Here is a 14,474-nt window from a genome sequence, read left to right on the forward strand (position 1 = left end):
TGTCCTGTTCAAATTAACTTTGGGAATATAACAAATCTTGATGTAAAAATTACCAACCATTTTTTACCACATTACCATAAAACATAATAGATTATAAATGGAGCTATAAATCCATAAAAAAAACCAACGTAAACTTCTTTTACTGTATGTGCTTTTAAATATAGTCTAGAACTGCCTAATAAGCCAGATAATAAAATTGCAATTACAATTATAGGAACAAAAGAACTTGAGTAAATCAGTCCTAAAACAATAAAAAAACTCGTAGAAATACCTAAAGATAATAAGTGTAAACTTGCTTTAAGCTTAAAAAAAAACGATATATAAATTAGAACTAAACCCAAAGATGTTGCATAAAATAGTAGTCCTAAATCTGATAAATTAGAAATAGAACTTAATGTGTTTCCTAATAAATAGAAAAGCACTATCATAACTGCAACAGGCACCTTTCTTTCTTTTATACTTTCTACTTGAAAGGATTTTATTATTTTAATTTTTTTAAAAAGAATTAAAATAAATAAGGGAATTAAATATGTGGTTACAAATATTAGACCCAGTACAGCAAGTCTTTGATTACTATTAAAATTAGTTTGTATAAAAATAAAATATAGCAACACTCCAATAGTGGGTATAACTATAGGATGTAGAATTGTAGATATTATTTTATGAAACTTCACTAAATTTCTTTACGTAAACGTGCAACAGGTAAATCTAATTGTTCTCTATATTTAGCCACAGTTCTTCTGGCAATTGGGTATCCTTTTTCTTTTAAAATTTTAGCCAATTTTTCGTCAGTTAAAGGCTTCTTTTTGTCTTCTTCTGTAATTACGGTCTCTAAAATTTTCTTAATTTCTTTAGTAGATACATCTTCTCCTTGATCATTTTTCATAGATTCTGAAAAGAATTCTTTAATTAATTTTGTGCCATAAGGTGTAGATACATATTTGCTATTTGCAACTCTAGAAACTGTAGAAACATCCATATTAATCTTATCTGCAATATCTTTTAAAATCATTGGTTTTAACTTACGTTCATCACCCGTTAAAAAATAATCATACTGATAATGCATAATCGTATTCATAGTAATTAAAAGTGTCTGCTGACGTTGTTTAATTGCGTCTATAAACCATTTTGCAGCATCTAATTTTTGTTTGATAAAAAAGACAGCATCTTTTTGAGATTTATTTTTTATTTTAGATTCTTGATAACCCTTAAGCATATTGTTATACTCTCTAGAAATATGCAATTCTGGAGCATTTCTAGAATTTAACGTTAAATCTAATTTCCCATCAATTAATTTGATAGAAAAATCTGGCACAATTTGCTCTGCAATTTTATTATTACCAGCATAAGAACTACCAGGTTTAGGATTTAATTTAGAAATTTCTGTATTTACTTCCTTTAATTCTGCTTCTGAAATATTAAATTTTTCTTGTAATTTTTTGTAATGTTTTTTCACAAAATGATCAAAAGCATTCTCAAGAATTTCGATAGCTAAACTCCTAATTTTTGTTTTATCTTTTCTTTTTAATTGAATAATTAAGCACTCTTTTAAGTCTCTTGCTCCAACTCCTATAGGATCTAAAATATGTATAACATTTTTTAAGATGGCTATTACTTTTTCTTCTGTTGTAAATACGTTTGCTGTAAATGCCAAGTCATCTACTAAATCTAAAATATCTCTTCTTATATACCCACTATCATCTATACTACCTACCAAAAACTCTGCAATGGCTTTTTCATCATCATCAAAATTATAGGTATTTAACTGGTTTTTTAAAGACTGATGAAAACTTGTTCCTGCTGCATAAGGCACGTTTTTTTCTTCATCATCAGAGGAATAATTGTTAGCTTGAGTTTTGTAATTGGGTATTTCATCATCACTCAAATATTCATCAATATTAATGTCTTCTGCTTCAATTTTTTCGGTTCCTGTGTCATCAAATTCATTAGATAGATCTTCATCATAAGAATCAGATTCATCTTTACCAGTATCTAAAGCAGGATTTTCTTCAATTTCTTGTTTTAATCTTTCTTCAAAAGCTTGTGTAGGCAATTGAATTAACTTCATCAACTGAATTTGTTGTGGAGATAATTTTTGTAAGAGTTTATATTGTAAACTTTGTTTTAGCATAGATTTAAAGATACAAATTTTGTTTTAAAATTCGGCATTTTGTGGTGTTCTTGGAAAAGGAATAACATCTCTAATATTACCCATTCCTGTAGTAAATTGCACTAAACGTTCAAAGCCTAATCCGAAACCAGAATGCACTGCAGTACCAAATTTACGCAAATCTAGATACCACCATAACTCTTCTTCAGGAATGTCTAAAGCTTTCATTTTTTCTACTAAAACATCATAACGTTCTTCTCTTTGAGATCCTCCCACAATTTCTCCAATACCTGGAAAAAGTACATCCATAGCTCTTACCGTTTTTCCATCGTCATTTAAACGCATATAAAATGCTTTTATATTTGCTGGGTAATCAAACAAAATAACTGGACATTTAAAGTGCTTTTCTACTAAAAAACGTTCGTGTTCAGATTGTAAATCTGCGCCCCAATCGTTTATTGGAAACTGGAATTTTTTCTTTTTATTTGGCTTAGAATTTCTTAGAATATCTATGGCTTCTGTGTAAGTAACTCTTTTAAAATTATTATCTACAACAAATTTTAATTTTTCTAGCAAACTCATTTCACTTCTTTGTGCTTGTGGTTTGCTTTTTTCTTCTTGTGTTAAACGTTGGTCTAAAAAGGCTAAATCATCCATGCAATTTTCTAAAACGTAGTTAATTACATATTTAATAAAATCTTCTGCTAAATCCATATTACCATCTAAATCCATAAAAGCAACTTCGGGTTCTATCATCCAAAATTCTGCTAAATGACGAGTAGTATTTGAATTCTCTGCCCTAAAAGTTGGTCCAAAAGTGTAGGCTTTTCCTAAAGACATTGCATAAGCCTCAGCTTCTAACTGACCAGATACTGTTAAGTTGGTTTCTTTACCAAAAAAATCTTTTGTGTAATCTATTTTACCATCTTCTGTAAGTGGAGCTTCATTGTCTTTAAAAGTAGTAACTCTAAACATTTCTCCTGCACCTTCTGCATCAGAGCCAGTAATTATTGGTGTATTTACGTAATTAAAATCGCGTTCTTGAAAGTATTTATGTACAGCAAAAGATAGCTTAGAGCGCACACGCATTACTGCACTAAAAGTATTTGTTCTCATTCTTAAATGTGCATTTTCACGTAAGAACTCAAAACTATGTTTTTTAGGCTGAATTGGATATTCATCTGGATTTGAATCGCCTAAAATTTCTATTTCAGACACTTGAATTTCTACAGATTGTCCTTTACCTTGACTTTCTGCTAAAGTACCTTTTACAGCAAGAGCAGCTCCTGTATTTATTCTTTTTAAAATTGTTTCTGGTGTGTTTTCAAAATCGATAACACATTGTATATTGTTTATGGTAGAACCATCATTTAAAGCAATAAAACGATTGCTTCTAAAAGTTCTAACCCATCCTTTTAATTGTATTTCTTGTAATAATAATGCATCATTTTTTAAAATTTCTGCAACACTTGTCTTCATCATCTTTATAAATAGTATTAAAATAAATAATAAAATAAAAAGGTAAAGATACTTTTTTGCTGTAAGATTAGCAATGAAAGAAACGTCAATAAAAAGATAAAATTTATAGTTCTTTTTTATCCTCTTTTGGAGGAAAAATTTTCATTGCAGGCTCTTTAAATACTTTTTTATTGGCAATTTTCTTCTCGAAAGTTAATAGTAAAGAAGGTAACAATAATAAGTTAGAAACCATTGCTAAAAGTAGTGTTATAGAAACCAAGCCACCTAAGGCTATAGTACCTCCAAAACTAGAAAGTGTAAAGGTTAAAAAACCAAAAAACAATACAATAGAAGTATAAAACATACTAACACCAGTTTCTCTTAAAGCTGCATAAACAGAGGGTTTTATACGCCATTTATTAGCAATTAATTCTTGTCTGTATTTTGCTAAAAAGTGAATAGTGTCATCTACAGAAATACCAAATGCGATACTAAATACCAAAATTGTAGATGGTTTTATTGGAATTCCAAAAAATCCCATTAAGCCAGCAGTTATTAATAATGGAAGCATATTAGGTATTAATGATATAAAAATCATTTGAGGTGATCTAAACATCCAAGCCATAAAAATGGCAATTAATAAAATTGCTAAGGATAGAGAAATTACTAAATTGTTAATTAAATAATTGGTCCCTTTTATAAAAACAAGTGCTTTTCCTGTAAGTGAAACTTCATATTTATCTGATGGAAATTCTTTGGCAATGACAGTTTTTAATCGTTCTTGAATGATGTCCATTTTATCGGTACCAATATCTTTCATAAACGTAGTTATTCTTGCATAACGTCCTGTAGAGTCTACAAAATTCTTTAGCATGCCAGCATCACTATTAGAATTTTTGGTGTATGCAAAAATGTAACTTTGTTCTTGACCAGTTGGTAATTGATAGTATTTTGGATTTCCTTTGTAATAAGCTTGCTTAGAGTATTTTACTAAATTTGTGACAGAAATTGGTTTAGAAAGCTCAGGAAAAGACTCAATAGCCTCATTCAACTCTTCCATCTTTTTTAAGGTAGAGAGTTTCATGACACCTTTTTCTTTTTTAGTATCTATTAAAATTTCTAATGGCATAATACCACCAAATTCACTTTCGAAAAACTTAATATCTTGATAAAAACTTTCGCTCTTAGGCATGTCTTCTATCAAACTACCAGAAACTTTAATTTGATAAACACCTATAATACCTGCAATAATTACAATTACAGTTGCAAAATAAATAGTAATTCTGTGGTTTTTAACCATTCTTTCCATCCAGTCTACTACATTTTCAATCCATCTTTTTTCAAGATGATTTAAATGTTTTTTCTTGGGTAATGGCATAAAACTGTAAATAATAGGAATAATTAAAAGTGCCAGAATAAAAATACTAATAATGTTAACTGAGGCTAAAATTCCGAATTCTCTTAACAAATTACTTTTTACAAAAACAAAGGTTGCAAAACCAGATGCAGTTGTAATATTGGTCATTAAAGTGGCGTTCCCAATTTTGGCAATTACACGTTGTAAAGATTTTGCTTGGTTACCATGCTTTTTAATTTCTTGTTGATATTTATTAATTAGAAAAACAGCATTTGGTACACCAATTACAATTATTAATGGTGGAATTAAGGCTGATAAAACTGTAATCTCATATCTAAATAATCCTATAAAACCAAAGGCCCATATAACACCTATCATAACTACTAATAAAGTTATAAATGTGGCTCTGTAAGAACGAAAGAAGAAGAAGAAAATTAATGCGGTTATCACCAATGCACCTGCTACAAATATGCCAATTTCATCTTGTATATTTTGTGCATTTAATGTTCTAATGTATGGCATTCCAGAAACTCGAACATCTAAATTATTTTCCTTTTCGAAGTTTTCTACTATCGGAATTAAAGTATTAAAAATAAAATCTCTCCTTACAGGGGTATTTATAATTTCTTTTTTTATGTAAATAGCAGTTTGTAAAGTTCCTGTTTCTTTGTTATACAGTAAATTATCGTAAAAAGGTAATTTTTCGAAAAGTTGTTTTTTTATGGCATTAACTTCTTTTGAAGTTTTAGGGTTTTCTTCATACAGAGGTTCTAAAACAAATTTCCTTTTTTTTCTATCAACTTTTAATTTTTGAACATCTGCAATAGATACTGTAAAATCAATCTCCTTTAAATCGTCAAATTTTTTTACTAGATTGTTCCAAGCATTAAACTTTTTAGGCGTAAAAACAGTGCTGTCTTTTATACCAAGAATAACTAAGTTACCTTCTTCTCCAAAAATTTTTAAAAATTGATTGTATTGTAAATTTGCTTCATGATCTTCTGGTAGTAGGTTGGCTTCTGTATATGAAAACTTCATATATTTTATTTGTGAAGCTAATAAGCCAGTAATTATTGCGATTCCTAATAAAACCAAATAACGGTTTCTTAAGATAATGCCAGCAGCTTTTGTCCAGAAATTCATTTAAAAAAATTTATGCAAAGGTAGTTATTTTGTAGAAGTGTTTTTAAACAAAAAGAGGCTGTCTGAAAAGTATTAAAATTTGTCATTTCGACTGTAATGGAGAAATCTTATTTACTTAAAATCAATTAAATAGATTTTTCGACAAAGCCTGTCTTGAGCGAAGACGAAAGGCTCAAAATGACAGATAAATTAACTTTTCAGACAGCCTATTTTTGTTATGTTGGTTGTTTTAAACCGTCATTATTTCTTTTTCTTTTACAGCGTACTTCTCGTCTACTTCTTTTACAAAAGTATCTGTAAGAGTTTGTACATTTTCTTCTGCGATTTTTTTCATATCATCAGAAACATCCGTTTTTTTAATATCGTTATTTGCATCTTTACGAGCATTTCTAATACCTACTTTTGCATGTTCTGCTTCTGCTTTTGCCTGTTTTGATAAACCTTTTCTTCTTTCTTCTGTTAAGGGTGGTACATTAATCATAATTAAATCACCATTATTCATTGGGTTTAAACCTAAGTTTGCAATTTGAATTGCTTTTTCAATTTCTTGCAACATGTTTTTTTCCCAAGGTTGTATGCTTAAAGTTCTTGCATCTGGAGTGTTTATGTTTGCTACTTGGCTTAATGGGGTTTGTGATCCATAGTAATCTACCATTACATTTGATAGCATAGATGGTGTTGCTTTCCCTGCTCTAATAGAGCGTAATTCTTTTACTAAATGCTCTATGGCATTATTCATTGCTTCTTTTGCAGTATCTAAAATAAATTCAATTTCTTCGTTCATCTTTAGTAAATTTTAAAAGATTTAGATTCTCGTTTTCCGAGAATGACATTTTATATATTCTTTCAAGAAATAATCTTGAATAGCATTTTTTAATTAAACATCAACAACAGTACCAATTTTTTCACCAGAAAGTAGTTTTAGTAAATTTCCTTGTGTATTCATATCAAATACAATAATTGGTAAATTATTTTCTTCGCTTAATGTAAATGCTGTCATATCCATTACTTTTAAGCCTTTTTCAATAACTTGTTTAAAGGTAATTTTTTCAAATTTTACAGCGTCTTTATTTTTTTCAGGGTCAGAAGAGTAAATACCATCTACTCTTGTTCCTTTTAAAATAGCATCTGCGTTTACTTCAATAGCTCTTAAAACTGCTGCTGTATCTGTGGTAAAATAGGGGTTTCCTGTTCCTGCTCCAAAAATAACAACTCTACCTTTTTCTAAATGTCTATTTGCTTTTCTTTTTATATAAGGTTCTGCTACTTCTTTAATTTCTAAAGCTGTTTGTAATCTGGTATGCACGTTTTCATCTTCTAATGCACTTTGTAAAGCTAAACCATTTATACAAGTGGCTAACATACCCATGTGATCTCCTTGTACACGATCCATACCATTTGCTGCACCAGCAACTCCTCTAAAAATATTTCCACCACCAATAACTATGGCAACCTCTATGCCTTTAGCTACAACTTGTTTAATTTCTTTTGCGTATTCAGCTAAACGTTTTGGGTCTATACCATATTGTCTATCGCCCATTAATGCTTCTCCACTTAATTTTAAAAGAACTCTTTTGTATTGCATAGTATGTTTTGAAAGTTGTGCAAAATTACGTTTTTTTTTTGATTTTGCTTTTTTTTGGAAAACAAAAAAACCTCGCAATTTGCGAGGTTTTAAAAATATAATTTTAAAGGAAAATTTATCCTAAAGTAACTCTTTTAAAAGTAGATACTTCTACGTCTCCATAAGTCTTTACATACTCAGCAACATTTTTCTTTTCATCTTTAATAAAAGCCTGATCTAAAAGACATTGTTCCATATCTAAAGTGGTGTTGTCAGAAATGAATCTTTCCATTTTTCCTGGTAAAATTCTATCCCAGATTTTTTCTGGTTTTCCTTCTGCAGCTAATTCAGCTTTTGCAGCTTCTTCAGCTTTTGCTAAAACATCATCAGATAATTGAGATCTAGAAATAAATTGAGGAACATTTTTTAATGTTTTACCTAATCTACCTAACTCGATATTATCTTTTTCAATCACAGCAATTCTTGCTTCAGTTTCTGCAGCAACATAAGCAGGATCAAAATCTTTGTAAGATAAAGTTGTAGCTCCCATAGATGCAACTTGCATTGCAACATCTTTTGCTAAAGTTTCAGCATTATCTACAACAGCAGATAAACCTACTAAAGCAGCAATTTTACCAATGTGAGTATATGCACCTACATAAGCAGCTTCTACTTTTTCAAAAGCAGTAATTTCTAATTTTTCACCAATAACACCAGTTTGTTCAACTAATTTATCAGCAACACTCATTCCATCAAAATCAGCAGCTAAAAAAGCTTCTTTACTGTCGTAATTTAAAGCGATGTCTGCAAATTGACCACCTAAAGCAACAAAAGATTCGTTTTTTCCAACAAAGTCAGTTTCACAAGCTAAAACAATAGCAACACCTTCTGTTTTTGCATCGTTAATTCTTGTTACTGCAACACCTTCTGTAGATTCTCTATCAGCTCTTTTTGCAGCAATTTTCTGACCTTTTTTACGTAAAATATCAATTGCTTTATCAAAGTCTCCAGCAGCTTCTACTAATGCCTTTTTACAGTCCATCATTCCTGCTCCAGTAGCTTCTCTTAATTTCTTAACATCAGCAGCACTTATTTTTACTGTTTCCATGTTATCTATTTTTTAACGATTATAATTATTTTGTTTCTTCAGCAGGAGTTTCTGTAACTTCAACTTTAGTTGCTTTTTTTTCTGCTTTTGGAGCAGTAGCTTCTTTAGTTTCTTTTACTTTTTCTTTGTCTGCTTTTCTATCTGATAAACCTTCTGCAACAGCATCTGTTACAAAAGATAGTACTTTATCTATAGATTTAGAAGCGTCATCATTTGCTGGGATTACAAAATCTACCTGTCTTGGGTCTGAATTTGTATCTACCATTGCAAAAATTGGAATATTTAATTTTTGAGCTTCTGCAACAGCAATGTGTTCTTTTTTGATGTCGATTACAAATAACGCACCTGGTAAACGAGTCATATCAGAAATAGAACCTAAATTCTTTTCTAATTTTTCTCTTTGACGGTTAATTTGTAATTTTTCTCTTTTAGATAGTGCATCAAAAGATCCATCAGTTTTCATTCTATCAATCTGAGCCATTTTTTTAACAGCTTTTCTAATAGTAACAAAGTTTGTTAACATACCTCCAGGCCATCTTTCTGTGATGTATGGCATATTTACTGCTTTTGCTTTATCTGCAACAATATCTTTTGCTTGCTTTTTTGTTGCAACAAATAAAATTTTACGTCCAGAGTTTGCTATTTTTTTTAAAGCTTCTGAAGTTTCTTCTATTTTTGCTGCTGTTTTATACAAATCTATGATGTGTACACCATTTCTTTCTGTATAAATATATGGAGCCATATTTGGATTCCACTTTCTAGTTAAGTGTCCAAAGTGTACACCACTATCTAATAATTCTTGAATGTTTACGTTTGCCATTTTTAAAATGTGTTTACTTTCTGTTTTTGAAATCAATGATTAAGTAGTCTTTCGAGTCTTAATCATTTAGATACTAAACTGTTTAATATTAAATTTATATAACAGTTCTCTGACAAAATATTGAGACCTTTCGACTGCGCTCAAGGTGACAATACATATGTTATCTCTTAGAGAATTGGAATTTCTTACGTGCTTTTTTCTGACCGAATTTCTTACGCTCAACCATTCTTGGATCTCTTGTTAGTAATCCTTCTGGTTTTAAGATTGCTCTATGATCTTCGTTAATTGAAACTAAAGCTCTTGTAATTGCTAAACGAATAGCTTCTGCTTGTCCTGTTACACCACCACCATAAACATTTACTTTAATATCGTAAGAAGTTAAGTTTTCTGTTAGCATTAATGGTTGTTGTACCTTATATTGTAAAGTTCCTGTTGTAAAGTAACTTTTATAATCTTTTCTGTTAACTGTAATGTTACCTTTACCTTCAGTAAGATAAATACGTGCAACAGCAGTTTTTCTTCTACCTATTTTGTGAACTGTATCCATTATTTAAGATCGTTAATGTTAATAGTTTTAGGTTCTTGACCTGCGTGTTTGTGCTCTGAACCTGCATATACATACAAGTTTCTGTATAAAGCGCTACCTAAAATATTTTTTGGTAACATACCTTTTACTGCTTTTTCGATTAATCTTGTAGGATCTTTCTCAAACATTTCTGTAGCAGTTAGCGATCTTTGTCCTCCTGGGTAACCTGTGTGACGAATGTAAGATTTGTCTTTCCACTTGTTTCCTGTAAGGTTAATTTTTTCTGCGTTGATAATAACCACGTTATCTCCACAATCTACGTGAGGAGTATAATTTGGTTTGTATTTACCTCTAATTAGCTTTGCTACTTTAGAAGCTAGACGACCCAACGTTTGCCCGTCCGCATCAACTAAAACCCACTCCTTGTTTACGGTAGCTGCGTTTGCTGATACTGTTTTGTAACTTAATGTGTTCATAATTACACTATTAGTTTTTGTTTATGAATAATTTATTTTTTCCTTAAAAAAGGAGTGCAAATGTAAGGAGATTTATTTGATTGACAAATAGTGTTTTAGTTATTTTCTTACTTTTTGTAAATGTTAAAACATGATTCTCATTATTAACATATCCTTAAGAAAATAGAAAAGTACTTTTGTGTTGATAAATCAACTAAATTTATGAAGCTTAGTTTGCCAATTTTATTGGTGTGTTTTTCTATTTCGATTAGTAATTACGCACAAGAATCAACAGAAGTTGTCCCTAAAAGAATTTATACTACAAAAAAACTCAAAAAAGTTCCAATTATAGATGGGGTTATTTCTGAAGATGCTTGGGACGTGGTAGAATGGTCTTCAGATTTTACTGAGAAAAATCCTGATGAAGGAACACCACCAACACATCAAACAAAATTTAAAGTGATGTATGATGATAAGTATTTATACGTTGCGATTAGAGCACTAGATGATAACCCAGAGTTGATTGAACAAAGATTAACCAGAAGAGATGGTTTTGCTGGAGATAGAGTAAACGTAATTATAGATAGTTATCATGATAAAAGAACTGCTTTTGTTTTTACAACAACTGCAGCAGGTGTAAAAGGTGAAGAAATAGCCACTCAAAATGGTAATAATTGGGATGATAGTTGGAACCCTATTTGGTATACAAACGCAAAAGTAGATGACAAAGGATATACTGTTGAAATGAAAATTCCTTTTAGTCAATTACGTTTTGGAAAAGCTAAAGAACAAGTTTGGGGATTTAATGTAAATAGAACTATTTTTAGATTGCAAGAACGATCTCTTTGGCAAAGAATACCCAATGAACAAGCAGGTTTTATTAGCGAAGCAGGAGAGTTACATGGGTTAAAAAATTTAAAATCTCAAAAACAATTAGAAATCCAACCATTTATAGTTTTACAATATGATACCTATCAAAAAGAAGGAAATAATCCATTTAGAGATGGTAACGATTTTAAAATTAATGGGGGTTTAGATGCGAAAATTGGAATTACCAACGATTTAACCTTAGATCTTACAATAAATCCTGACTTTGGGCAAGTAGAAGCAGATCCTGGAGCCATTGCTTTGGATGGTTTTCAGATTTTTTTTAGAGAACAAAGACCTTTTTTTGTAGAAAATAAAAATATTTTCGATTTTGAATTTGCAAATGGGAGAGACAACCTTTTTTACAGTAGAAGAATTGGTAGAAATCCGCATAGAAATGCAAATTTAACTAATGGAGAATTTGCAAACGTACCACAAAATTCAACAATTTTAGGTGCTGCAAAATTTTCTGGAAAGACTAAAAACGGCTGGTCTATTGGTGTTTTAGAAAGTGTTACAGCAAATGAATTTGCAGAAATAAGACAAACAGATGGTACTACAAGAGAGGAAATTGTAGAGCCATTAACCAACTATTTTGTAACACGAGCTCAAAAAGATTTTAATGAAAGAAATTCTTATTTGGGTGGAATTTTTACGGCAACAAATAGAAATTTAAATGGTAATTTTTCTGAATTACACAAAGCAGCGTACACAGGAGGTATCGACTTTAGACATACTTGGCGAAAAAGAGATTTTTATGTAGAAGGAAATACAATTATGAGTCATGTTACAGGAAGTGAACAAGCCATTCTAAATACACAGACTTCAATTGCTAGGTTATTTCAAAGACCAGATGCAGATTATATAAAGTTAGACCCAACAAGAACTTCTTTAACAGGAACAGGAGGTAGAGTAGAACTTGGTAAACAAGGTGGAGGAAATTGGAGATATAATGGAGGTTTTATCTGGCGATCACCAGAGCTAGAATTAAATGATGTTGGTTTTTTAAGAAGCACAGATCAAATGATTCAGTTTGCAGCAGCAAGATATTTGTGGCAAGTACCAAAAGGTATTTATAGAGACATAAGAGTAAGTTTAGAGCAATCTTCTAACTATGATTTTGGAGGAAACTTAAACAGATTTCGTTATGAGTTACAAGGAAATGTGAATTGGAAAAATAACTGGTTTACAGAAGTAGGAATGGGTGCAAGTAACCAAATTCACAGAAATTCATTTTTAAGAGGTGGCCCTCGTTGGCGAGCAGCAGATGATAAATTTTTATTTTCATTTTTTGGTTCTGATAGAAGTAAAAAATTTAGTTTTACTTTAGGTTATGTTTTAGTAAGAAGCGATGAAGATGTTTTTGATAGAAATAGATATGTTTTTAGAATGAACTACCAACCTTTCGATTCTTTTAGTTTGTCTTTAAGCAATGAGTTAGAAAAAACTTCAGACAGAACACAATATGTTACAACCACAGACTTTGGTAGTTTAAAAAGATACATTTTAGGAAATATAGAAAACGATAGTTGGACAACCACATTACGATTAAATTATAGTATAAACCCCAATTTTTCTATACAGTTTTATGGGCAACCATTTATATCTAGAGGACGTTATTCCGCATTTAATTTTGTAAATAATTCTGTGGCAAACTCTATTAATGATAGAGTTAATTTTTACAATCAAAATCAAATTTCTTACACAAACCAACCAATTGCAATAGATAAAAATAATGATGGTAAATTAGAATATGACTATCCAAATGGAGGATATTTAGTTGATGAAAATGCCAGCGGAAATCCAGATTATGCATTTGCAAGACCCGATTTTTCTTTCGTACAATTACAAACAAATTTAGTTGTAAGATGGGAGTACATACCAGGATCAGAACTCTTTTTTGTTTGGGCTAGAGGCTCATCTGGCTCACAAGATTTTACTGAATCTCTTACGCAAAGTGTAAGAACACAAGTTTTTAATACACCAGCTCAAGACACCTTTTTAATAAAAGCTACTTATAGATTTGTGAGGTAATATTTTATTATTTAAACGTAGCACGTTGTAAACGATCATTAATCGATTTTCCTAAGCCATTTTCAGGAAAACGTTCTGCAATAATAACATCTAAATTTTGATGATCTAATTCGTGTAAAGAACTATATAAATTAGAAGCAGCTTCTTGCAATGATTTACTTTTAGATAAAACAATTTCAGCCAAAGAAGTGTTTTTTAAAGATTGATGAAAAACAAGTACACCAATTTTTTTATTAGGATGATTTTTAATTTCAGCTAAAACATCATCAACCAAAAAAGTTCTAGTTTTAGGAGCATAATGTCTTGCTAACATTCCTGGAGCATCTGGTTTATCTTCTTTTTTGTTTTTAATAGAAATTTTACCAACAACAGCTTCTATATCTTCTAAAGACAAAGCACCTAACCTATAAATAATTGGTTGCTCATTTTCAAAACCAATAATTGTAGATTCAATTCCGTTTTTGCAAGACCCACCATCTAAAACCATTTTTATATCATTTTTAAAATAACGTTCTACATGTGCTGGCTTTGTAGGGCTAATACTCCCAAAAGGGTTTGCACTTGGTGCTGCTAAAGGAAAAGGAATTTGCTTTAACAATGCTAAAGTTTCAGGATGATTTGGAACTCGAACAGCAACAGTATCTTTTCCTGCAGTTATTAAATCAGGTATTTTTACATTCTTCTTTAAAACCAATGTCATAGAACCTGGCCAAAAAGCATTTGCTAATAATTTTGCTTTTTCAGGTATATAGGTTACAATATCATTTAAAGAATCAACTGAGGGAATATGAACAATTAACGGATTAAAAAAAGGGCGTTTCTTTGTAGAAAAAATATTTTTTATAGCTTTTTCGCTAAAGATATTTCCTGCTAATCCGTAAACAGTTTCTGTAGGTATAGCAACTAAATCTTCATTAGTTAAAAGTTGAACTGCTTTTTGTATGTCTTTAGAAATGATGCTCATAAATTAGTTTGCAAAACTACGTATAAATATGATATTATGTAAAAAACAAAATAAATTTTAAAACTTAT

At 30.4% G+C, this 14,474-nt stretch carries 12 protein-coding genes; 1 reads left to right on the forward strand and 11 read right to left on the reverse strand.

Annotated features, from left to right (window positions below):
• Positions 1 to 71 precede the first annotated feature (71 nt).
• From ACY2RW_RS13810 to rplM, 10 genes are all read right to left on the reverse strand, one after another.
• On the reverse strand, positions 72 to 674 hold the full coding sequence (locus tag ACY2RW_RS13810) for a hypothetical protein (protein ID WP_490123323.1): 603 nt from the start codon (positions 672 to 674) through the stop codon (positions 72 to 74).
• The gene (rpoN, locus tag ACY2RW_RS13815) at positions 674 to 2,131 is read right to left on the reverse strand and encodes an RNA polymerase factor sigma-54 (RefSeq protein WP_490123324.1); all 1,458 of its coding nucleotides are present in this window, start codon (positions 2,129 to 2,131) and stop codon (positions 674 to 676) included. Before rpoN ends, ACY2RW_RS13810 begins: the two co-directional genes overlap by 1 nt.
• Before the next feature lie 24 nt (positions 2,132 to 2,155).
• Positions 2,156 to 3,592 carry an asparagine--tRNA ligase gene (gene asnS, locus ACY2RW_RS13820; RefSeq protein ID WP_490123325.1) on the reverse strand — a complete coding sequence of 479 codons (1,437 nt, stop codon included), beginning with the start codon at positions 3,590 to 3,592 and terminating at the stop codon, positions 2,156 to 2,158.
• A gap of 100 nt (positions 3,593 to 3,692) precedes the next feature.
• Positions 3,693 to 6,068 carry an efflux RND transporter permease subunit gene (locus tag ACY2RW_RS13825; RefSeq protein WP_490123326.1) on the reverse strand — a complete coding sequence of 792 codons (2,376 nt, stop codon included), beginning with the start codon at positions 6,066 to 6,068 and terminating at the stop codon, positions 3,693 to 3,695.
• Positions 6,069 to 6,297: 229 nt separating this feature from the next.
• Positions 6,298 to 6,852 carry a ribosome recycling factor gene (gene frr / locus ACY2RW_RS13830; RefSeq protein WP_490123327.1) on the reverse strand — a complete coding sequence of 185 codons (555 nt, stop codon included), beginning with the start codon at positions 6,850 to 6,852 and terminating at the stop codon, positions 6,298 to 6,300.
• A 93-nt stretch (positions 6,853 to 6,945) separates the two neighbouring features.
• The gene (pyrH, locus tag ACY2RW_RS13835) at positions 6,946 to 7,653 is read right to left on the reverse strand and encodes a UMP kinase (protein WP_490123328.1); all 708 of its coding nucleotides are present in this window, start codon (positions 7,651 to 7,653) and stop codon (positions 6,946 to 6,948) included.
• A 115-nt stretch (positions 7,654 to 7,768) separates the two neighbouring features.
• Positions 7,769 to 8,740, reverse strand: a complete 972-nt coding sequence (gene tsf / locus ACY2RW_RS13840; protein ID WP_490123329.1) for a translation elongation factor Ts — start codon at positions 8,738 to 8,740, stop codon at positions 7,769 to 7,771.
• Positions 8,741 to 8,765: 25 nt separating this feature from the next.
• Entirely contained in the window at positions 8,766 to 9,560 is a 795-nt protein-coding gene (rpsB, locus tag ACY2RW_RS13845; protein WP_490123330.1) for a 30S ribosomal protein S2, read from the reverse strand.
• Positions 9,561 to 9,720: 160 nt separating this feature from the next.
• Positions 9,721 to 10,107, reverse strand: a complete 387-nt coding sequence (gene rpsI, locus ACY2RW_RS13850) for a 30S ribosomal protein S9 (RefSeq protein WP_490123331.1) — start codon at positions 10,105 to 10,107, stop codon at positions 9,721 to 9,723.
• On the reverse strand, positions 10,107 to 10,562 hold the full coding sequence (rplM, locus tag ACY2RW_RS13855; protein ID WP_490123332.1) for a 50S ribosomal protein L13: 456 nt from the start codon (positions 10,560 to 10,562) through the stop codon (positions 10,107 to 10,109). The genes rpsI and rplM overlap by 1 nt, the downstream gene beginning before the upstream one ends.
• Positions 10,563 to 10,763: 201 nt before the next feature.
• Here rplM and ACY2RW_RS13860 point away from each other — a divergent pair, with 201 nt between their 5' ends.
• Positions 10,764 to 13,442 (forward strand): DUF5916 domain-containing protein, encoded by a 2,679-nt coding sequence (locus ACY2RW_RS13860; protein WP_490123333.1) that lies wholly within the window; start codon positions 10,764 to 10,766, stop codon positions 13,440 to 13,442.
• Between the two features lie 7 nt (positions 13,443 to 13,449).
• Here the strand turns inward: ACY2RW_RS13860 and ACY2RW_RS13865 are convergent, their stop codons facing one another.
• The gene (locus ACY2RW_RS13865) at positions 13,450 to 14,406 is read right to left on the reverse strand and encodes an L-threonylcarbamoyladenylate synthase (protein ID WP_490123334.1); all 957 of its coding nucleotides are present in this window, start codon (positions 14,404 to 14,406) and stop codon (positions 13,450 to 13,452) included.
• Positions 14,407 to 14,474: the final 68 nt, after the last annotated feature.

This window comes from Polaribacter sp. 2305UL8-11 (assembly GCF_058147165.1).

Coding starts and splice junctions, on each gene's coding strand:
- rpoN (WP_490123324.1), bottom strand. CDS start 2,131: ATGCTAAAACAAAGTTTACAATATAAACTCTTACAAAAATTATCTCCA.
- asnS (WP_490123325.1), bottom strand. CDS start 3,592: ATGATGAAGACAAGTGTTGCAGAAATTTTAAAAAATGATGCATTATTA.
- ACY2RW_RS13825 (WP_490123326.1), bottom strand. CDS start 6,068: ATGAATTTCTGGACAAAAGCTGCTGGCATTATCTTAAGAAACCGTTAT.
- frr (WP_490123327.1), bottom strand. CDS start 6,852: ATGAACGAAGAAATTGAATTTATTTTAGATACTGCAAAAGAAGCAATG.
- pyrH (WP_490123328.1), bottom strand. CDS start 7,653: ATGCAATACAAAAGAGTTCTTTTAAAATTAAGTGGAGAAGCATTAATG.
- tsf (WP_490123329.1), bottom strand. CDS start 8,740: ATGGAAACAGTAAAAATAAGTGCTGCTGATGTTAAGAAATTAAGAGAA.
- rpsB (WP_490123330.1), bottom strand. CDS start 9,560: ATGGCAAACGTAAACATTCAAGAATTATTAGATAGTGGTGTACACTTT.
- rpsI (WP_490123331.1), bottom strand. CDS start 10,107: ATGGATACAGTTCACAAAATAGGTAGAAGAAAAACTGCTGTTGCACGT.
- rplM (WP_490123332.1), bottom strand. CDS start 10,562: ATGAACACATTAAGTTACAAAACAGTATCAGCAAACGCAGCTACCGTA.
- ACY2RW_RS13860 (WP_490123333.1), top strand. CDS start 10,764: ATGAAGCTTAGTTTGCCAATTTTATTGGTGTGTTTTTCTATTTCGATT.
- ACY2RW_RS13865 (WP_490123334.1), bottom strand. CDS start 14,406: ATGAGCATCATTTCTAAAGACATACAAAAAGCAGTTCAACTTTTAACT.